Annotated in this window: 16 protein-coding genes; 9 read left to right on the top strand and 7 right to left on the bottom strand. The window is 64.4% G+C overall.

What is annotated here, in order from left to right; genetic code table 11:
- Nucleotides 1-157: 157 nt before the first annotated feature.
- From NCR39_RS10130 to NCR39_RS10120, 3 genes are all read right to left on the bottom strand, one after another.
- On the bottom strand, nt 158-1474 hold the full coding sequence (locus tag NCR39_RS10130; protein ID WP_250452070.1) for an MFS transporter: 1317 nt from the start codon (nt 1472-1474) through the stop codon (nt 158-160).
- 128 nt (nt 1475-1602) lie between these two features.
- A complete protein-coding gene (locus tag NCR39_RS10125) occupies nt 1603-2379 on the bottom strand; it encodes an SDR family oxidoreductase (protein WP_250452069.1) in 777 nt (258 codons plus the stop codon).
- Between the two features lie 9 nt (nt 2380-2388).
- Nucleotides 2389-3828, bottom strand: a complete 1440-nt coding sequence (locus tag NCR39_RS10120; RefSeq protein WP_250452068.1) for an aldehyde dehydrogenase family protein — start codon at nt 3826-3828, stop codon at nt 2389-2391.
- Nucleotides 3829-4046: 218 nt separating this feature from the next.
- On the opposite strand from NCR39_RS10120, the gene ppa reads away from it, so the two are divergent.
- Entirely contained in the window at nt 4047-4574 is a 528-nt protein-coding gene (ppa, locus tag NCR39_RS10115) for an inorganic diphosphatase (protein ID WP_250452067.1), read from the top strand.
- A 53-nt stretch (nt 4575-4627) separates the two neighbouring features.
- On the opposite strand, the gene NCR39_RS10110 is transcribed toward ppa, so the two are convergent.
- Nucleotides 4628-4912 carry a GIY-YIG nuclease family protein gene (locus NCR39_RS10110; protein ID WP_250452066.1) on the bottom strand — a complete coding sequence of 95 codons (285 nt, stop codon included), beginning with the start codon at nt 4910-4912 and terminating at the stop codon, nt 4628-4630.
- 160 nt (nt 4913-5072) lie between these two features.
- Between NCR39_RS10110 and NCR39_RS10105 the strand changes: the two genes are divergently transcribed.
- The 5 genes from NCR39_RS10105 (at nt 5073) to NCR39_RS10085 (ending at nt 12286) form a co-directional block, all read left to right on the top strand.
- Complete coding sequence (locus NCR39_RS10105; protein ID WP_250452065.1) at nt 5073-6215, top strand: GNAT family N-acetyltransferase; 1143 nt, start codon at nt 5073-5075, stop codon at nt 6213-6215.
- Nucleotides 6216-6291: 76 nt separating this feature from the next.
- Entirely contained in the window at nt 6292-8346 is a 2055-nt protein-coding gene (locus NCR39_RS10100) for an NAD(+) synthase (RefSeq protein WP_250452064.1), read from the top strand.
- A gap of 119 nt (nt 8347-8465) precedes the next feature.
- On the top strand, nt 8466-8804 hold the full coding sequence (gene glnK / locus NCR39_RS10095) for a P-II family nitrogen regulator (protein ID WP_008342452.1): 339 nt from the start codon (nt 8466-8468) through the stop codon (nt 8802-8804).
- 188 nt (nt 8805-8992) lie between these two features.
- The gene (locus NCR39_RS10090) at nt 8993-10753 is read left to right on the top strand and encodes a cation:proton antiporter (protein WP_250452063.1); all 1761 of its coding nucleotides are present in this window, start codon (nt 8993-8995) and stop codon (nt 10751-10753) included.
- Between the two features lie 135 nt (nt 10754-10888).
- On the top strand, nt 10889-12286 hold the full coding sequence (locus NCR39_RS10085; RefSeq protein ID WP_250452062.1) for a gamma-glutamyl-gamma-aminobutyrate hydrolase family protein: 1398 nt from the start codon (nt 10889-10891) through the stop codon (nt 12284-12286).
- Between the two features lie 94 nt (nt 12287-12380).
- On the opposite strand, the gene NCR39_RS10080 is transcribed toward NCR39_RS10085, so the two are convergent.
- Both NCR39_RS10080 and NCR39_RS10075 read right to left on the bottom strand, forming a co-directional pair.
- On the bottom strand, nt 12381-13067 hold the full coding sequence (locus NCR39_RS10080) for a DUF2968 domain-containing protein (protein ID WP_250452061.1): 687 nt from the start codon (nt 13065-13067) through the stop codon (nt 12381-12383).
- A gap of 50 nt (nt 13068-13117) precedes the next feature.
- Nucleotides 13118-14311 (bottom strand): hypothetical protein, encoded by a 1194-nt coding sequence (locus NCR39_RS10075; protein ID WP_250452060.1) that lies wholly within the window; start codon nt 14309-14311, stop codon nt 13118-13120.
- Between the two features lie 488 nt (nt 14312-14799).
- Here NCR39_RS10075 and NCR39_RS10070 point away from each other — a divergent pair, with 488 nt between their 5' ends.
- Nucleotides 14800-16095 carry an MFS transporter gene (locus NCR39_RS10070; RefSeq protein WP_250452059.1) on the top strand — a complete coding sequence of 432 codons (1296 nt, stop codon included), beginning with the start codon at nt 14800-14802 and terminating at the stop codon, nt 16093-16095.
- Between the two features lie 87 nt (nt 16096-16182).
- Here the strand turns inward: NCR39_RS10070 and NCR39_RS10065 are convergent, their stop codons facing one another.
- Entirely contained in the window at nt 16183-18042 is a 1860-nt protein-coding gene (locus NCR39_RS10065) for a tetratricopeptide repeat protein (protein WP_250452058.1), read from the bottom strand.
- Nucleotides 18043-18167: 125 nt separating this feature from the next.
- Here NCR39_RS10065 and NCR39_RS10060 point away from each other — a divergent pair, with 125 nt between their 5' ends.
- Both NCR39_RS10060 and NCR39_RS10055 read left to right on the top strand, forming a co-directional pair.
- Nucleotides 18168-18512 carry an ArsR/SmtB family transcription factor gene (locus NCR39_RS10060; protein WP_250452057.1) on the top strand — a complete coding sequence of 115 codons (345 nt, stop codon included), beginning with the start codon at nt 18168-18170 and terminating at the stop codon, nt 18510-18512.
- 17 nt (nt 18513-18529) lie between these two features.
- Nucleotides 18530-19525: a cation diffusion facilitator family transporter gene (locus NCR39_RS10055; protein ID WP_250452056.1), complete on the top strand. Its 996-nt coding sequence runs from the start codon at nt 18530-18532 to the stop codon at nt 19523-19525.
- The last annotated feature ends 142 nt before the right edge of the window (nt 19526-19667 follow it).

Here is a 19667-nt window from a genome sequence, read left to right as displayed (position 1 = left end):
TCGAGCCAGAAAAGCTGCTTTCTTTGGTTACTTTCTTTGCAGCAGCAAAGAAAGTGACCCCCGCCCCGGGGAGGGGCGACGCCAATAGACCGACACGAAAACAAGCTCCCCGATGAACAAAAAAGAACGCTCACCCCGCGAAGGGAGAGAAAAGAAATCAACGATTAACCACACGTGCGGGCACGCTAAGAACCAACACGGCGCCAAGCAAAAGAAATCCGGCGAGCATATACATCCCACTCGAGTTAGCACCAGTGACTTGCTTAAGCCACCCCACGAGATAAGGACTCAAAAACCCGGCAAGATTGCCGAGCGAATTGATCATCGCGATACCGGCCGCCGCGCCGGTCCCCGCAAGAAACGCCGTCGGCAAGCTCCAGAACAACGGCAACGTAGTGAGAATGCCCATCGTGGCAAGCGTCAGTCCGAGCATCGCAAGCGGCGTATTGCCAGCCCACACCACCGACAGCACCAGCCCGATCGCCCCGACAAAAGCCGGCACGGCAATATGCCACCGACGCTCACCGCGCCTGTCCGCACTGCGCGCCACCAGCAACATGCCGATGACCGCCGCGCCATAAGGGATCGCCGATAGAAGCCCTATCGTCAGCGCATCCGTCACGCCCGTCGCCTTGATGATCGTCGGCAGCCAGAAGCTCACGCCATACAGACCCATCACGAACGAAAAATAAATGAGGCTCATCAGCCACACCTTCGGGCTCGACAGAATGCGGCTGATCGGCGGATCTTCCTTCTCGACGTTATCCGCCGCGATGTTCCGCTCGAGCAAATCGCGCTCTTCTTGCGTGAGCCACTTCGCCTTCGAAATGCGATCGTCCATCATCAGCAACACGACAATGCCCACGATCACCGACGGAATGCCCTCCAGCAGCAACAGCCATTGCCAGCCGTGCCAGTCATGCACGCCATCGAAGGTCTTCATGATCCAGCCCGATACCGGCCCGCCAATCAATCCCGACAACGCGATGGCCGTCATGAAAAGCGTCGTCATGCGCCCGCGCCGCTGCGCCGGATACCAGTACGTCAGATAAAGAATGATGCCCGGAAAGAAGCCCGCTTCCGCGACGCCCAGCAGAAAGCGCATCACGTAGAACATCGTGGGCGTGGTGACGAACATCGTGAGCGCCGAGATGATGCCCCACGAAATCATGATCCGCGCAATCCACACGCGCGCGCCGACCTTATGCAGAATGACGTTGCTCGGTATCTCGAAGATGAAATACCCGAAGAAGAATATGCCCGCGCCGAAGCCATACACGGCATCCGAAAGACCGAGATCGGTGGACATCTGCAGCTTCGCAAAGCCGACGTTCACGCGGTCGAGATACGCCACCACATAGCAAATGAGCAGCAGCGGCGAAAGCCGCCACGCGACCTTGCGATACGTCGCTTCCTCGAAGCTCGATGGCGCGCTCGCGCCGGGACGGGGCATGGGATTGGCGGTGCTGGACATCTCGTCTCCTTACGGTCGTGCCATGCAGGCATCGTTATCTTCGCGTAAGGATTCTAGCCGCTCGGCTGCGCGCCAAGCGGCTGTTTCTGCTGGGGAAAACACCAATCACGCCCGCGCCGCGACTTTTGTCAGACGCAGCGTCCGCCATCCACTTCGAGCGCGACGCCCGTGATGAACTCCGCATCGTCGGATGCGAGATACAGCGCCGCGTTCGCAATGTCCTGCGGCGTCGAGAGCCGGCCGAGCGGAATCGTCGCGAGGAATTTCTGACGATTCGCGGGCGTGTCTTCCATGCCCATGAACTCGGTAAGCAGAGCCGTTTCGCCCATCACCGGATTGATGCAGTTCACGCGGATGCGATCCGGGCCCAGTTCCACCGCCAGCGCCTTGCTCGCGATAATCACCGCCGCCTTGCTGCCGTTGTACCAGACGAGGCCGGGACGCGGCCGCACGCCCGCCGTCGATGCAACGTTGATGAACGCGCCGCCGCCTTGCTGCCGGAAGTACGGCACGAACTGCTCGACGCTCCAGTAGATGCTCTTCACGTTCACCGCATAGACGCGGTCGAACTCGGCTTCGGTCACGTCGAGCACGGGCTTGTTACGGTGCGTCGTGCCCGCATTGTTGACGACGACCTGCACGCTGCCGAAGTCTTCGATGGCCGCGTCGAAAAGGCGCTGCCAGTCGTCGCGCTTCGTGACGTCGCCCGCCACGGCGATCGCGCGCCCATGGCTCGCTTCCGGCGACGACGCCAGCGCAATCTCGCTCGCCACGCGCTCGGCCGCCGGGCCGTTCAGATCGTTGGCCACCACGTTCGCGCCCTCGCGCGCAAACGTCTTCGCAATGCCCTCGCCGAAGCCCGAGCCCGCGCCCGTCACGATCACCGTCTTGCCTTGCAGTCGCATGCTGTCTCCTTATCCGTGTCTGATGGCGATGGTTTTCAACGTCGTGAAGCCGTACAGCGCCTCGAAGCCTTTCTCGCGACCGTGTCCCGAATGCTTGACGCCGCCGAACGGCAATTCCACGCCGCCGCCCGCGCCATAGTTGTTGACGAAGACCTGGCCCGAACGCACGCGCCGCGCAAGCCGCATCTGCCGCGCGCCGTCGCGTGTCCAGATGCCCGCGACGAGGCCGTAGTTCGTGTCGTTGGCGAGCTTGAGCGCATCCGCTTCGTCGTCGAAAGGCATGGCGGCGAGCACCGGCCCGAAGACTTCCTCGCGCGCGAGCCGATGCGTGCGCGGCACATCGCGCAGGAGCGTCGGCGACTGATAGAAGCCTGCTTCCGGCGCTTCTGCGACGACTTCGCCGTGCGCGGCCATCGCGATGCCGTCGTGCTGCGCATCGGAAAGATAGTCCCACACGCGCTGCTGCTGCTTCGCGCTGATGAGCGGGCCGCAGTCGAAATCGAGCTGGCTCGGGCCAACCTTCAGCGCCGCGAACGCCTCCGACAGCCTCTCGATGAGCGGCTCGTAAGCCGCACGCTCGATCAGCACGCGGCTGCCCGCCGAACACGTCTGTCCCGCGTTCTGCACGATGGCCGCGACGAGCACGGGCAGGGCGGCGTCGAAATCGGCATCGGCGAAAACGATTTGCGGGGACTTGCCGCCCAGTTCGAGCGTGACGGGCACGTGGTTGTCGGCGGCCATCTTCGTGACGGCCGCGCCCGTCGCGGGCGAGCCGGTGAACGAAATATGATCGATGCCCGGATGGCGCGCGAGCGCCGCGCCCGCTTCGTGTCCGTAACCGGTGACGATGTTCAGCGCGCCTTCCGGCAGGCCCGCTTCGGCGGCCAGTTCCGCGACGCGCAGCAGCGAAAGGCACGCGTCCTCGGCCGGCTTCACGACGCACGCGTTGCCCGCTGCCAGCGCCGCGCCGACGCTGCGCCCGAAAATCTGCAGCGGATAATTCCACGGCACGATATGGCCGGTGACGCCGTGCGGCTCGCGGATGGTGAGCACGGTGAAGCCGGACTGATACGGCAGCGTCTCGCCGTGCAGCTTGTCGGCGGCGCCCGCATAGAACTCGAAATATCGCGCGATGCCCGTCGCGTCCGCGCGCGCCTGCGTCATCGGCTTGCCGGTGTCGCGCGCCTCGATCTGCGCGATGTCCTCGTGGCACGCGGCGATCAGCATCGAGAGCCGCGCGAGGATGCGCCCGCGCTCGGCGGCGCTCATCGCGCCCCAGGCGCCGTCGAAGGCGGCGCGCGCGGCGCCCACGGCGCGGTCGATGTCCGCGCTCGTGCCGCGTGCGATCTGCGTGAACACTTGCCCGTCCGATGGATCGACGACCGGGATGGTTTCGTGGACCGACGGCGCGGTCCATCGGTTGCCGATGAAATGCTTGCCTTCTTCCATGCACGCCTCCTTGCGATCGTTCGTCTTCGAGGATGCTCACGAACCGATTATCGCGCCATGCGTGAAAGGCTTGGTGCGGCGGCGCGCCCGGTCCGTAAGGCTCCTTTGGCTATAATGCCTGAAGTGTTTCACCTCGCCGCGCCGGCGTTTCACGCGTGGCTCGCATCGCGCGAGATGCGCCATCCGGCATCCCGAACTCAACTTCTCAGAGAGCGCTCATGAGCTTCAACAACGTACCTCCCGGCAAGGATCTCCCGCAGGATTTCAACGTCATCATCGAAATTCCTGCACAGAGCGATCCGGTCAAATACGAAGCGGACAAGGACATGGGCCTGCTCGTCGTCGATCGATTCATCGGCACCGGCATGCGCTATCCGGCCAACTACGGCTTCATCCCGCAGACGCTGTCGGGCGACGGCGATCCGGTCGACGTGCTCGTCATCACGCCGTTCCCGCTGCTCGCAGGCTCGGTCGTGCGCGCGCGTGCGCTCGGCATGCTGCAGATGACCGATGAATCGGGCGTGGACGCAAAGCTGATCGCCGTGCCGCACGACAAGATCTGCCCGATGACGGCGAACATCAAGTCCGTCGACGACGTGCCCGAGTATCTGAAGGATCAGATCAAGCACTTCTTCGAGCAATACAAGGCGCTCGAAAAGGGCAAGTGGGTGAAGGTGGAAGGCTGGGCGGGCATCGATGCCGCTCACAAGGAAATCACCGACGGCGTCGCGAACTACAAGAAGTAAGCGCGTCTCATCGATGCGAACGCCGCCGCGCAATTGAAGCGCGGCGGCTTTTTTTATGCTTCTTCGATTTGCGGCAACACGGATTCGAGCGTCCGTTCTCCCGCGATCAACGCGCGCTTTTGCTGCACCGGCAAACGCTTCACGCGATATTCCGCGCGCAACGCCTCCGATCTTCCCGCCAGTTCGAACGCCGCCGCCACGCGCAGCGGCTTTCTCGCTCGCGTGTAACGCGCGCCCTTGCCGGCGGCGTGCGCGGCGAAGCGCGCATCGACATCGGTGGCGATGCCCGTGTACAGACTGCCGTCAGCGCATTCGATCAGATAGAGGAACCACGGCATCGCGTCGTATCGGCAAATGGAGGGGAATTGCCGCGCATTATCGCCGATGCCCGCGCGCTCCGGCCGCCCCGACGCCTTTTATCGACTTGCGCGAGAATAGCCCCTTTCGCGCATGACGCGCTCATCGGTCTCTTGACGTGTTTTAAAGCGAGGTAGCCTGTTGAATCGCGAAGTCGAAATTCATGTGGTGGATTCGCTCGACGACATTCCGGCCGCCGACTGGAATCGCCTCGCCGGCGACAATCCTTTCGTGCGGCACGGCTTTCTTTCGGCGCTGCAGGACACGCAATGCGCGGTCAAGCGCACGGGCTGGCGCGCGCATCATCTGATTCTGCGGCGCGGCGGCGATTTCGCGGGCGCGATGCCGCTCTATCTCAAGTCGCATTCGCGCGGCGAATATGTATTCGATCACGCCTGGGCCGATGCCTTCGAGCGCCACGGCCTGCGCTATTACCCGAAGGCGGTGTCGGCGGTGCCGTTCTCGCCGGTCACCGGTCCGCGGCTCATCGCGGCCGAGCACGAGGATCGCGTGCTGCTCGCGCGCGGTGCGATCGAACTCACGCGCCGGCTCGACATTTCATCGCTGCACGTGCTGTTTCCGCACGCGCAGGACATCGACGCGCTCACGGACGCCGGCTACATGCTGCGCGAAGGCGTGCAGTTCCACTGGGAGAATCTTCCCGGCGAAGGTTATGCGAGCTTCGACGCCTTCCTCGCGACGATGAGCCACGACAAGCGCAAGAAGGTGAAGCAGGATCGGCGGCGCGTGACGGAAGCGGGCGTGACGTACACGTGGCTGCGCGGCCATGAGATCGACCAGAGCGCGCTCGACTTCTTCTACGACTGTTACGACAACACGTATCGCGAGCACTGGAACGCGCCGTATCTGTCGCGCGAATTCTTCGGCCAGATTCACGCCGATGCGCCCGAGAGCATGCTGCTCGTCATCGCCGAAGCGGACGGCGAGCGGCTCGCGTGCGCGCTCAACATGATCGGCGGCGACACCATGTATGGCCGCTACTGGGGCACGCGCGAGTTCATCTCGGGGCTGCACTTCGAGACCTGCTACATGCAGGGGATCGAATATTGCATCGAGCATCGACTCGCGCGTTTCGAAGGCGGCGCGCAGGGCGTGCACAAGATGTCGCGCGGTCTCTTGCCGACGCCGACGTGGTCCGCGCACTGGATCGCGGACCGGCGCTTCGCCGAGGCCATCAGCGAGTTTCTCGATGCCGAAACCACCGCGATGAACGAGCACATCGAAGAGCTTGAAGCGCATACGCCGTTCAGAAAAAAGGGCTAGAACCGCATGCGATAATCGATCGGACACGCCGCTTCGTCGCTTTCGTCCGACACACCACGCGCAGGTACAGATGAACATGAGCAGAAACTTCTTCAACCTCTACAGCCACGACTTCGCGCGCGTTGCCGTCGCCATTCCGAACTGCAAGGTGGCGGACCCGGCATTCAACGCACAAGAGACGATCAAGCTCGCGAAGCAGGCCGCCGCGCGCGGTGCGGTGCTCGTCGCGTTTCCGGAACTCGGACTTTCGGCTTATACCTGCGACGACCTGTTCCATCAAAGAGCGCTGCTCGATGCATGCGAGGACGCGCTGCGAAGCATCGTCGAGGCGTCGAAGGAAGTGAAGATCGCGATGATCGTCGGCTTGCCGGTGCGCGCGGAGCACAAGCTCTTCAATTGCGCGGTCGTCGTGGCCGATGGCGCGATTCGCGGCGTCGTGCCGAAGAGTTATCTGCCGAATTACGGCGAGTTTTACGAAGCGCGTCAGTTCAGCCCCGCCGATGCCGCCACCGCGCGCACGCTCTCGCTCTGCGGCCAGGACGCGCCGTTCGGCGCGTCGCTGCTGTTTCAGATCAAGGATCTGCCGCTGTTCCGCTTCCACGTCGAAATCTGCGAGGACGTGTGGGTGCCGATTCCGCCGTCGTCGTTCGCGGCGCTCGCGGGCGCGACCGTGCTCGTGAATCTGTCGGCGTCGAATATCGTCGTGGGGAAGTCGGCGTATCGGCATCAACTGGTCGGGCAGCAGTCCGCGCGATGCGTGGCCGCGTATCTCTACACGTCGGCGGGCGAGGGCGAATCCACCACGGATCTCGCGTGGGACGGGCAGGGCCTCATCTACGAGAACGGCGAGATGCTCGCGGAGTCCGAGCGCTTCGCGGGCGAGTCGCACATCATCTTCGCCGATGTCGATCTCGAGCGGCTTTCGCGCGAGCGCATGAAGCAGACCACCTTCGGGCGATCCACCGCGCGCCACGCCGATGAAGTCGCGAAGTTCAGCGTCGTCGAGTTCGCGCTGTCCGCGCCGACCGAAGACGCGCTGCCGCTCGAACGGCGCGTCGCGCGCTTCCCGTACGTCCCCGCCGATCGCACGCGCCGCGACGCGCGATGCAACGAGGTCTACAACATCCAGGTTCAGGCGCTGTTGCAGCGGCTGCGGTCGTCGGGAATATCGAAGGTCGTGATCGGCGTATCGGGCGGGCTCGATTCCACGCATGCACTGCTCGTGTGCGCGAAGGCGATGGACCGTCTCGGCCTGCCGCGCTCGAACATCCTCGCTTATACGATGCCCGGCTTCGCCACCAGCGACCGCACGCTGCGTCAGGCGCGCGAGCTGATGCAGGTCATCGGCTGCACGGCGCAAGAGATCGACATTCGCGCGAGCTGCACGCAGATGCTGGCCGACATCGGCCATCCGCACAGCGAAGAGAACGCGCAATACGACATCACGTACGAGAACGTGCAGGCCGGCGAGCGCACGAGCCATCTCTTCAGGCTCGCGAATCTGAACAACGCGATCGTCATCGGCACGGGCGACCTGAGCGAACTCGCGCTCGGATGGTGCACGTACGGAGTCGGCGATCACATGTCGCACTACAACGTGAACGCGAGCGTGCCGAAGACGCTCATCACGCATCTGGTGCGCTGGGTCGCGGAGTCCGGCGAAATCGGCGATGCCGGCAGCGACGTGCTCGAAAACGTGCTGAGCACCGACATCAGCCCGGAACTCATTCCCGGCAAGCAAAGCGGGGCGCTCGAACAGAAAACGGAAAGCGTCATCGGGCCGTACGAACTTCAGGACTTCAATTTGTACTACACGGTCCGCTTCGGCTTCGCGCCGTCGAAGGTCGCGTTCCTCGCGCACGCCGCGTGGCGCGACCGCGATGCCGGCGACTGGCCCGAAGATCCGAACGTCGCGCGCAATCAGTACGGGCTCGCGGATATCCGCAAGAACCTGCGCATCTTTCTCGACCGCTTCTTCCGCACGAGCCAGTTCAAGCGGTCGTGCATTCCGAATGCACCGAAGGTGGGCTCGGGCGGATCGCTTTCGCCGCGCGGCGACTGGCGCGCACCGAGCGATTCGCAGGCGACCGTGTGGCTCGACGATCTGGCGCGCATTCCCGAGACCGAATGACGATCATCTTCGCTTAAAGCGAAGCGCTGACGCGATCAAACGCGACTAGAATCGATAAGCATCCGTCACGCGAGTGACGACCACTTTTCTGAACTCTTGACTCCGAAGCGAGGCACGCCATGAAACGCATCACCGCCATCATCAAACCGTTCAAGCTCGACGAAGTCCGCGAAGCGCTCGCCGAAGTCGGTCTGACGGGGCTCACGGTCACGGAAGTGAAGGGCTTCGGCCGCCAGAAAGGGCATACCGAGCTTTATCGTGGTGCGGAGTATGTCGTCGACTTCCTGCCGAAGGTGAAGATCGAAGTCGTCGTCGCGAACGATCAAACCGATCAGGTCATCGACGCGATCATCGGCGCGGCGCGCACCGGCAAGATCGGCGACGGCAAGATCTTCGTCGCCGATGTCGAGCGCGTCATCCGCATTCGCACCGGCGAGGAAAACGAAGCGGCGGTCTGAGCGCCGCGCGTTTCTTCATCGCCCATCCGGCCCGCCGTTCGCGCGGGCCTTTTTTCTTCGTCCTTCGAAAGCGCGCGTGCACCAGCGCGATGCGGCGCGTCGCGCCCGATTTTTTTGCCTGAGCGCAGCATTGCGCCCTCCGTGCGGTAACATCGAATTCCGGTTATTTTTTTGTAAGGAATCGTTTGATGCACCACGCGATCGGCTTCATTCAGGATCTCGCTGTGATCATGGCCATCGCGGGCGTCGTGACGGTGCTGTTTCATCGTCTGCGGCAACCGGTCGTGCTGGGTTATATCGCCGCGGGCGTGATCATCGGGCCATACACGCCGCCGTTCAATCTCATTCACGACGAAGCGACCATCCAGACGCTGGGCGAACTGGGCGTCGTTTTCCTGATGTTCTCGCTCGGGCTCGAATTCAGTCTGCGCAAGCTCTTCAAGGTCGGCGCGACGGCTTTCGTCGCCGCGCTCTCGGAAATCGTGCTGATGATCTGGGTCGGCTACGAGATCGGGCGATGGTTCGGCTGGAACTCGATGGACTCGCTCTTTCTCGGCGCGATGCTCGCGATCTCGTCGACCACGATCATCGTGAAGGCGCTCTCCGAACTCGGCATGAAGGGCGAGCACTTCGCGCAGATCGTGTTCGGCATTCTGATCGTCGAGGACATTCTCGCCATCGCGATGCTCGTGCTGCTCTCCGGCATCGCGCAGACGGGTTCGGTGAGCGCGGGCGTCGCGGTCGTCACGCTCGGCAAGCTGCTGCTCTTCATGACGGTGTCGCTCGTCGTCGGCATTCTGACGGTGCCGCGCGCGCTCAATTACGTCGCGAAGGCGAAGAGCGACGAGATGCTGCTCGTCACCGTGCTCGGCTTCTGCTTCGGCTTTTGCCTGCTCGTCGTGAAGCTCGATTACTCGATCGCGCTCGGCGCGTTCCTGATCGGCGCGATCATGGCGGAATCGAAGCATCTCGCGCGCATCGAGCATCTGATCGCGCCGGTGCGCGACATGTTTTCCGCGATTTTCTTCGTGACGATCGGGTTGCTGCTGAATCCGACCGTGCTCGTCGATTACGCGGGGCCTATCGCCGTCATCACGGTTGCGGTCGTGCTCGGCAAGATCGTGTCGTGCGGACTCGGCGCGTTTCTCGCGGGCCAGGACGGCCGCACGTCGATGCGCGTCGGCATGAGCGTCTCGCAGATCGGCGAGTTCTCGTTCATCATCGCGTCGCTCGGGTTGTCGCTGAAAGTGACGAGCAGCTTTCTCTATCCGATCGCCGTGGCCGTGTCCGCGCTCACGACGCTCTTCACGCCGTATCTGATCCGCGCCGCCGATCCGCTCACCATGCGCCTCGCCCGCGCCATGCCCGCGCCGCTCGCGAACACCTTCGGGCTCTATTCGCAATGGCTCGCGAGCCTGACGCCCGCGGCATCCGGCGGCGCGACGCTCTTTTCCATGACGCGCCGCATCGTGGTGCAGATCGCGGTGAATCTGGCGCTCGTCGCGGCGATCTTCCTCGGCGCGTCGTATTCGGCGCCGTTCGCGTCGCAGTATCTGTCGCGCTGGCTCGATACCGACAACGCGCAGCGCGCCGTGCTGTGGGGCGCGGCGCTCGTCGTCGCGCTGCCGTTTCTGGTGGCGGTGTATCGCAAGCTGGAATCGCTCGCGCTGCTGCTCGCGGAAGTGAGCGTGGATCCCGCGAAGGCCGGCCGCTTCACGCGCGCCATCCGCACTGCCATTTCCGGCCTGATTCCGATCGTCGCGATGTTCGGCGTTTTCCTGCTCGTCGCGGCGCTGTCGGGCGGCATTCTTCCGCCGTTCGGCCTGATGGTCGGCGTTTTGCTGTGCGCGGCGCTTTTGCTGACCGTGCTTTGGCGCTGGTGCGTGAAGATCCACGCGACGATGCAGATCGCATTGCGCGAGACGCTGGAGGAAACGCGCGAGCACTGATGCGCGGCCGTTCGCGTCGCGATCGTCGCGATAGATGTGAGCAAATGTGTGCTGGTTTGCGTCGCCGCGTTCGATGGGCGGATAATCAAAAACTGTCCATTACTTCACGTGGCGCCGCGCGCGCCTGACATCGGGATGAGCGAAAACAATACGTCCAACGACTCAGGCAACACCGCAGAAAACCCAAACAGCCCGATCAGCCGCAGCGCCGAGACACGGCGAGGCGGCGCGGATGCTTCCGGCGCCGGCGGCTCGCGCGAAGGCGCGTCGTCGGCCACGGCGAGCACGGCAAGCGCCACGCAGCGGGCATCGACGGATTCGCCTGCGAGCGCATCGGCTGTCGAGCCTGTCGATACCACCGCCGCGCGGCGCGAAGAAGCGCAGCAGTCCGCGCGCGACGCCCGCGCCAACGCCGCCAGCGCGACGGCCGCTCAAGAGGCCGCCGTGCGTGCGAAGCAGCCGGCGCGCGTCGATCCCGTCGACGCAAAAGCCAGCCTCGCGCAAAACCTCGAAACCGCGACCGAAGCGGAAGCGTCGGCCGCCGCGGATGTCGAAAGCACGGTGAAGGCGCAGGTTCTGCCGTCCGAATTCGGCGCCGCGCCGGACTTCAGCAAGCTCAATCCGCCGCAGCAGACCACGGACGCCACCGCGCCGCCCGCTTATCTCAAGCAGACGGATTCGGCGTGGTCGGTGTTCGGGCGCATTATCGCGGCGCGCGCGCGGCAGATTTTCGACCGGGCAGGGCAGCGCATCACGCAAAGGACGCTGCGCATCGGCGTGTCGGCGCGCATCTTTCATCCGGAGCCGGGCGCGCGCGGATTGCGCGGCAAGACGCTGCAGTATCTGGAAGAATCGATCGCGCACTGGGTCATGTCGCGCGACGTGCTCGTCTTCATGATTCCGACGGTCGGTCATCAAGGGATGCTGCATCCGAGCAATATCCGGCTGCGCGATTACGCGAAGCATCTCGATGGTCTTCTGCTGCAAGGCGGCGCGGACGTGTCGCCGCAGTCGTACGAGGAAGCGACGACGCGTCCCGAATGGCCCGGCGACCGCGTGCGCGACATGTACGAGCTGGAACTGCTGCATGAGTTCGTCGAGTCGGGCAAGCCGGTGCTGGGCGTCTGCCGCGGCTGCCAGCTCATCAACGTGGCGTTCGGCGGCACGCTCTACGGCGATATCGCCACCGATGTGCCGACCGCCGGCATCCACGTCAACGAGCACTACGACCAGCATCGGCATTCGATCCGCTTTCCGGACGGCTCGTCGCTCGTCAACATGTTCCCGCATCAGCGCGAGGCGATCGTCAATTCGATCCACCATCAGGCCGTGAAGACGCTCGGACGCGATCTGAACATCGAGGCGGTGTCGTCGGCGGACGGGATCATCGAGGCGGTGCGGTATCGCAAGGCGCCGTTCGTGGTCGGCGTGCAGTGGCACCCGGAGTTTCATCGCGCGGGCGGCAACGAACTGCTCGATTGCACGCCGCTGCTCGACACGTTCCTGCGCGTCGCGCGCGAAACGCGGTTCTAGGCGCGCGCCCGGTTTTACGCCTCTGAAACGCACAAGGCCCGCTTTCTGGCGGGCCTTGTGCTTTCGTGCTTGCGGTTTATGGATCAGGTGACGCTCAGCGCGATGGCGTCGCCATCACCGGCGTGAGTCCGGCTTCCGTTGCGCGCTGAAGCTGATCGACCTGCATCTGCAATGCGCGCAGCTTGCGTTCGGCTTCGAGCTTGTCGCCCTGCAGCGCGACCGATTCCGCCTGCAGCTTCTGCTGCCGTTCCGACACCTGGCTGTCCTGCTGCTGCGCGAGCGCGAGGTCCGCGGACAGGCGGCTCGCCCGGTTCGACGATACCGCGATCACGCGTTCGAGCAGCGCCGTCTGCGCCTGCAGTTGCGTGCGGCGGATTTCGCCGTCCGCGAGTTCGTAGGTCTTGCGCGCGAACTGCGAATAGACCGATTCGGCGCGCCCCTGGTCCTGCGTCTTCACCACGCGCCACAAGCGCGTTTCCTGCTGAAGCGCGACGTAGTAGAGCATTTCCTGCGGCAGGAAATAGAGCTTCGCGCCGTAGCTGGCGTTGCGCGTCGACCGAAGCTCGGTCACGCTTCCCGCCTGAATCATGTCCTGCAACTCGGCGAGATTGCCGGCGACGGACGAGGCGGCATCGGCGTTCGACAGGTCGTCCGGCGACGGCGCCTGCGATGCAGCCTGCGCGCCCTTCGCGGCGGGCGCGGCGAACGCGTTCGCGAACCCCGCGAGAAGCGACAGAGCGACGGCGAACGTCGCGAAACGGATAAGACGTGAGTGCTTCATGTTGGCGTCATGCCGAAAAGGTTGAACGGGCGGCGCGGGTGGCCACGATTCTAGTTCGCGATGGCATCGTCCGCGTGTCGCCTGGCGTTGTTGTCGAGCGCCGGGTTGTGCTGGAGGATCGCGTAGAGCGCCTCGACGTTCATCGGACCGGACGGCTGCCGGCGCGGCACCGCGTGCTCCTGTGCGACCTGCTCGCGATATCCGCGATACGCGCGATAGCTGCGGCGTGCGGGCTCGGCCTTCCAGGCGGGGGTATCGGCGACGATGTAGTCTCTCTCGACGGTGCTCCGGTGCGCGCTTCGAGCGGCGACCACATGCGATCCGCGTTTCTCCGGCAGCTTCGATGCCGCGATGCGCGTCTGGCTGCGTGCCGGCGCACGAACCGCCGGCGACACGGCTTGCGCCTGACGCTCGATGCTCGCGCCTCGCGTGCGAAGCTCGCGCGGCTTCGCGCTCGCGTGAACCGATACTGGCGTGGGTTTGGTCAGCGTCGCGCGATGGATGGTCACGCTGCTGGCGCTGGCTTGCGGCTCGGTGTTTTGCGCGACGACGGCCGCCGGCTGTGCGGTCGCCACGTTTGCGGTACTTCTGGCTTGTCCGGGACCGATAGCGTCGCCTGTCACGACCTGCGATGCCGGCTGAACCGCCGACGGCATCACTTGCGATGCCGCCACGGGCTTCGCATCGGCATTTGCATTGGCATTCGTTGCCGCGACGACGGTGGCGGGTTCATCGTTCGTCGGACGCTGCTCATGGCCGAACAGGAGCCATGCAATGAGCGCGGCGCACGCGAGCGCGATGGCGCCCTTCACCGGCTTGTGCAGGAAACCGTAGCGCCCTTGCGCGGCGGCGGTCGCAGCCGAAGCCGTGGCCGGCGCCTTGACGCCGAGCTGAATCGGGACGGGTCCCAGTCGCGGTTCCTTTCTGTCGCCATCGTGCGCAGCCGGTTTCGCGGATACCTCTTCGGCCTGCGTCGGCTGGATCGGCTTCTGGCGCGACGGGCCATGAGCAAACACGCCCCAGATGTTCGCCGCGCGATACGGCGAGTCGCCGTCACGATGACTCAACGGTTCGACGTAAGCGGTTTCGAAGCGCGCCGCCGTGATGGGGACTTCGGAGTGCGAGCGAACGGGGCGCGTGCGCGCGGGCGACCATTCCCGACCGAACGTCAGCGACGGATTGGCGAGTGCGCGAAGCGGCGGCAGGCGCAGGTTGCCTTCGATGGCGATCAGGGGTTCGGTCATGAAGATTCCAGATGCATGGGTCGGGGCGCGAGACGTGCGCCGCGCCTCGGACCGCGTTACGAGGCGTGGCGGCGCGCCGAGGCCTCGCGCGGCGAAACCAAAGTTGACCCGCGATGATACGGAACGCCCGAGCGCCCTGCGACCAGATTTCTCCGAAACACAGAATTTTATAGGATGACTGATTGACGAAACGCGACTGCTGTGCTGCGCATGGCTGCGCTCACGTTTCTCTCGCGACATCCTCGCCCGCAGCGACGTCATCACCGCGCTATTTTCGTAGGCAAAAAGTTAGAAATAAGTAAGCTAAAGTTAATGATAAATAGCTGGATTTAGCCGAAGTTCCGTGCAACGAAGCACGCCGAAGCGGTAAGATTCCACATAACCCACACTTACAACAAAATGTAAAGGGTTAACCCCTAGAAAGCGGTGTCGGCGCGGCCTTTTGTCCCGTACCGCGCCAACGCCTCAGCCAGCTTCGAGAAAGTCCCATGTCAACGACCCACGTAGCACCTGCCAACGAATCCAAGGCCAAGACGGTATTTCGCGTCGTCAGCGGAAACTTTCTTGAGATGTACGACTTCATGGTCTACGGCTATTACACTTCGGCGATCGCCAAGACCTATTTCCCGAGCAACAGCGATTTCGCCTCGCTCATGCTCGCGCTGTCCGTGTTCGGCGCGGGCTTCCTGATGCGCCCGGTCGGCGCGATCGTGCTCGGCGCGTACATCGACCATCATGGCCGGCGCAAGGGCCTCATCCTCACGCTCGCGCTGATGGCGGCCGGCACCGCGCTCGTCGCGCTCGTGCCGGGCTACGCGACCATCGGTGCGCTCGCGCCGATCATCGTGCTGTCGGGGCGCCTGCTGCAGGGCTTCTCGGCCGGCGTGGAACTGGGCGGCGTCTCGGTGTATCTGTCCGAGATCGCGACCAAGGGCAACAAGGGCTTTTATTGCTCGTGGCAATCCGGCAGCCAGCAGGTGGCGGTGGTGTTCGCCGCGCTCATCGGCGTGATGATGAACCGCCTCCTGCCCGCCGACCAGATGACCGCGTGGGGCTGGCGCGTGCCGTTCCTGATCGGCTGCCTGATCGTGCCGTTCCTCTTCATCGTGCGCCGTTCGCTGCGCGAGACCGATGAATTCCTCGCGAGGAAGCATCGTCCGAGCATGGGCGAGATCGCGCGCTCCATCGCGCAGAACTGGGGCGTCGTGATCGCGGGCATGGGCATGGTCATCATGACGACCGTGTCGTTCTACATGATCACCGCCTACACGCCGACCTTCGGCAAGGAAGTGCTGAAGCTCAGCGCCATCGATGCGCTCGTGGTGACCGTGTGCGTCGGCCTCTCGAATCTGGTCTGGCTGCCGGTGATGGGCGCCGTGTCGGACCGCGTCGGCCGCCGTCCGGTGCTGCTGTTCTTCACCATTCTGACCATCGTCACGTCGTATCCGGCGGTGCAGTGGCTCGTCGCGGATCCGTCGTTCTTGCGTCTCCTGATGGTGGAACTGTGGCTCTCGTTCCTGTACGGCAGCTATAACGGCGCGATGGTCGTGGCGCTCACGGAGGTCATGCCGGCCGATGTCCGCACCACCGGCTTCTCGATGGCCTACAGCCTCGCGACGACCATCGGCGGCTTCACGCCCGCCATCTCGACGTTCCTGATCCACGAAACCGGCAACAAGGCTGCGCCGGGCCTGTGGATGGGCCTCGCCGCCGTGTGCGGCCTGATCGCGACGCTCGTGCTGTATCGTTCGCCGGAAGCGCGGAATCAGTACAAGACCGCTTGAGCGAACAGTGAGCAGCCGCATCGAATGAATGCGGATGCGAAAAGCCCCTCGCGCCAGTTGGAGCGAGGGGCTTTTTAGTTGCTGCGTTCAGTTTCTCAACGCGGCGGCGACTTCGGTCACGACGCCGTCCCAGTCGCCCGGCGCGCGTTGCCGCACGAGCCGCGCGCTCGGATACCACGCGGTTTTGTCGCCGCCGCCGTCGCTCATGCCCCAGCGCCAGTCGGCCGCGAAGGGCAGCATCACCCACACCGGTTTGTTGAGCGCGCCCGCCAGATGCGCGACGGACGTATCGACCGAGACGACGGCATCGAGCCGATCGACGATCGCGCCCGTATCGGCGAAATTATCGAGGCGTCCTTCCAGACGATGAATGGACTGCGCGCGCGGCTGGGCGACGAGCGTCGCGCGTTCGTCCTCGGTGAGAAACGGCTGCAGCACGATCCAGTCGATGCCTTCCAGCGCGAAGAGCGGCGCGAGCGCGCCGAGCGGCGCGGAGCGCGTCTCGCCCGGCTGCAGCCGCCCCGACCACGTAATGCCGATCTTGCGCTTGTGCTGGCCGCCGAGCGAGCCGCGCCATTTGCGGCGGTAGTCGGCGGGCACGACGATATACGGCGCGCGCGCGGGAATCGTCTCGATCGACGTCATGCCGAGCGCGAGCGGCAGGCTCAGCAGCGGACAAAAGGCGTCGGCGCGGGCGGCGGGTTCGTCGGTGCGGCTTTTCAGTTCGATGCGCGCCGCGCTCGCCGCCGGCGTCAGCAGCGGCACGAGCGCCGGCTGCACTTCGAGCACGAGCTTGCCGACGCGTTTCGCCGCGAACGCCGCGAAGCGGACGAACTGGAGCGTGTCGCCGAAACCTTGCTCCGCGCGCACACGCAGCGTGCGGCCCGGCAACGGCTCGCCCGTCCAGCGGGCAAGCGCCGGCGCGGATTCGCTTCCGGGCGTGCGCAGACGCCATTCGTAGGCGGGGAGGCCGCGCTCGTAATCGCCGGTCGCGAGCAGCGCGAGACCGCGGTTCAGATGCGCGGCGGGCATGTCCGGATCGAGGCGCAGGGCTTCGTCGAAAGCGCGGATGGCGGCGGCGTGCGCGGCGAGCGCCAGATGCGAATTGCCGAGACACAGCCACGCCACGCCGTATTTCGGATCGAGCCCGACCGCGCGTTCGTACGACAGCACGGCTTCCTCATGGCGATTGAGCTTCGCGAGCGCATGGCCGAGTCCGAAATGCCCCGGCGCGAAACGCGGCTGCAGGCTCACGACCTTGCGAAAGAGCGGCAGCGCTTCCTCGGCGTGCGCGCGTGTATCGAGCAGATTGCCGAGATTGAAGTGCGCGGCGACGTAGTTCGGCTCGGCGTCGATGGCGGCGCGGAAGTGCGAGATCGCGCCGGTCGGATCGCCGAGCGCGTTCAGCGCCATGCCCAGATTGTTGTGCGCGCCGGCGTGACGCGGCTTGAGCGCGAGCGCGCGGCGAAAGGCGCGGGCGGCGTCATCGTGACGCGACAGCGCCGCGAGCGCGTTGCCGAAGTTGTTCCAGGCGGCGGCATCGTTGGGCTGGGCGCGCAGCGCTTTCTCGAAGGCATCGGCGGCGTCTTCGTGACGGCCGATAACCGTGTACGCGTTGCCGAGGTTGTACTGCGCGAGCGCGAAGCCCGGCGCGAGCGTGAGCGCGTTGCGGAAGCACGCGATGGCGTCGTCTATGCGGCCGAGCGCCTTCAGCGCGTTGCCGAGATTCAGTTGGAGGGCGGCGTCGGTGGGGCGCAGGTCGACGGCGCGGCCGACGAGTTCCGCCGCTTCCTCGTGCTGGCCCTGCTGATGACGCAGCACGCCGAGATAGTGCAGCGCTTCGACGTGGGCGGGTTCGGCGGCGAGCGCGGCTTGATAGTCGCGTTCCGCATCGGTCAGGCGGCCGTCACGATGGGCCGCGAAGCCGCGGGCGAATACGGTATCCATGACGGAGAAATGTTGCAAACCACGCATTTTCCCATACTGGCCGCGCGCTTTCCGAATCTATCGTTGACACGTTGCCGCCACGCTAATTAATATATGAACACCTATTCACATGTTGATGATATCCAGTGGCTTTCTCACTTCCCGATTCCGCGACTTCCGACGACCGCGTGGTGCCGCTCGCGGACCTGTTCCGATTGCTTGGCGACCCGACGCGGCTGCGCATCGTGCTGGCGTGTGTCGAAGGGCGGCGCGCGGTCGGCGCCATCGCGGAGTTGCTGGGGTTGTCGGGATCGCTCGTGAGCCACCATTTGCGGCTGTTGCGCGCGGCGCGAATCGTGCGGGCGGAGCGGCAGGGCAAGCAGGTCTTTTACGTTGCGGCCGACCGTCATATCAGCGCGATGCTGGGCGAACTGCTGGAGCACGTCGCGGAGCCGCAGCCGGACGCCACCGATATCGAATCAACCGACTGAACCGAGAATTCAAGCTGATGAGCACGCATTCGCATCACGATCATTCCCATGCGCACGATCACGCCGGTCATGACGATCATGCCGGGCACTCGCACGATGGCCATAGTCACGGGCCGGGCGGGCATCACCATCATCATGCGCCGCAGGCGGGGCAAGGGCGCACGTTCGCGTTGGCGGTGGGGCTGAACGTGTTGATCGTGGTGGTGCAGGCTATTTATGGCGTGCTGGCGCATTCGACCGCGTTGCTCGCGGATGCGGGCCACAACCTGTCGGACGTGCTGGGACTTTTGCTTGCGTGGGCCGCGGTGTGGCTCGGCGCGCGCCGGCCGAATGCGCGCTATACGTTCGGGCTAGGGAGTTCATCGATTCTCGCGTCGCTCGCGAATGCTGCGCTGCTGCTTTTTGCGTGCGGCGCGATCGTGCTCGAAGCGGTGCAGCGCTTGTTCAATCCGTCGCCGGTGGCGGGGCTGGACGTGTTCATCGTCGCGTTGCTGGGTCTTGTCGTGAATGGCTTTTCGGCGTGGCTTTTCATGCGCGGCGGCCAGGAGGATCTCAACGTGCGCGGTGCGTTCCTGCATATGGCCGCGGATGCCGCGATTTCCGCTGCGGTGGCGGTGAGCGGGCTCGTGATTCTCTATACGGGATGGAACTGGATCGATCCGGTGATGAGCATCGTCGTGGTTGCCGTCATTCTTTACGGCACGTGGGGCCTTGGCCGCGATGCGATGCGGCTGGCGATGGCGGCCGTTCCGCCGGGGATCGATACTTCGCGTATTCAGGGGTACTTATCGGCGTTGCCGGGCGTGCGTGGTGTACACGATCTTCATGTGTGGGCGCTTTCTACCACGGAGAATGCGTTGACCGTACATCTGGTTATGCCGCAGGGGCATCCGGGGGATTCGTTCCTGCAAGGCGTCGTTGCCACGCTGCGGCGCGATTATGCAATGCATCATGCTACCGTTCAGGTCGATTTTGGGGATGCTTGTGCGGAATGTGTACTGAATTTGCGCTGAGCGCGCCAAGGGCTTTTTTGTTGTGTGCTTTGTGGTTGCTTTTTTTCGTGTCGGTCTATTAGCATGCCCCTCCCCGGGGCGGGGGTCACTTTCTTTGCTGCTGCAAAGAAAGTAACCAAAGAAAGCAGCTTTTCTGGCTCGA

Source organism: Caballeronia sp. ATUFL_M2_KS44 (genome assembly GCF_023630965.1).
GTDB classification, from domain to species: Bacteria; Pseudomonadota; Gammaproteobacteria; order Burkholderiales; family Burkholderiaceae; genus Caballeronia; species Caballeronia concitans.
This window is presented reverse-complemented; position numbering and strand designations above follow the sequence as displayed.

Coding starts and splice junctions, on each gene's coding strand:
- NCR39_RS10075 (WP_250452060.1), bottom strand. CDS start 14,311: ATGACCGAACCCCTGATCGCCATCGAAGGCAACCTGCGCCTGCCGCCG.
- NCR39_RS10085 (WP_250452062.1), top strand. CDS start 10,889: ATGAGCGAAAACAATACGTCCAACGACTCAGGCAACACCGCAGAAAAC.
- NCR39_RS10090 (WP_250452063.1), top strand. CDS start 8,993: ATGCACCACGCGATCGGCTTCATTCAGGATCTCGCTGTGATCATGGCC.
- NCR39_RS10110 (WP_250452066.1), bottom strand. CDS start 4,912: ATGCCGTGGTTCCTCTATCTGATCGAATGCGCTGACGGCAGTCTGTAC.
- ppa (WP_250452067.1), top strand. CDS start 4,047: ATGAGCTTCAACAACGTACCTCCCGGCAAGGATCTCCCGCAGGATTTC.
- NCR39_RS10125 (WP_250452069.1), bottom strand. CDS start 2,379: ATGCGACTGCAAGGCAAGACGGTGATCGTGACGGGCGCGGGCTCGGGC.
- NCR39_RS10065 (WP_250452058.1), bottom strand. CDS start 18,042: ATGGATACCGTATTCGCCCGCGGCTTCGCGGCCCATCGTGACGGCCGC.
- NCR39_RS10070 (WP_250452059.1), top strand. CDS start 14,800: ATGTCAACGACCCACGTAGCACCTGCCAACGAATCCAAGGCCAAGACG.
- NCR39_RS10080 (WP_250452061.1), bottom strand. CDS start 13,067: ATGAAGCACTCACGTCTTATCCGTTTCGCGACGTTCGCCGTCGCTCTG.
- NCR39_RS10130 (WP_250452070.1), bottom strand. CDS start 1,474: ATGTCCAGCACCGCCAATCCCATGCCCCGTCCCGGCGCGAGCGCGCCA.
- NCR39_RS10055 (WP_250452056.1), top strand. CDS start 18,530: ATGAGCACGCATTCGCATCACGATCATTCCCATGCGCACGATCACGCC.
- glnK (WP_008342452.1), top strand. CDS start 8,466: ATGAAACGCATCACCGCCATCATCAAACCGTTCAAGCTCGACGAAGTC.
- NCR39_RS10100 (WP_250452064.1), top strand. CDS start 6,292: ATGAGCAGAAACTTCTTCAACCTCTACAGCCACGACTTCGCGCGCGTT.
- NCR39_RS10120 (WP_250452068.1), bottom strand. CDS start 3,828: ATGGAAGAAGGCAAGCATTTCATCGGCAACCGATGGACCGCGCCGTCG.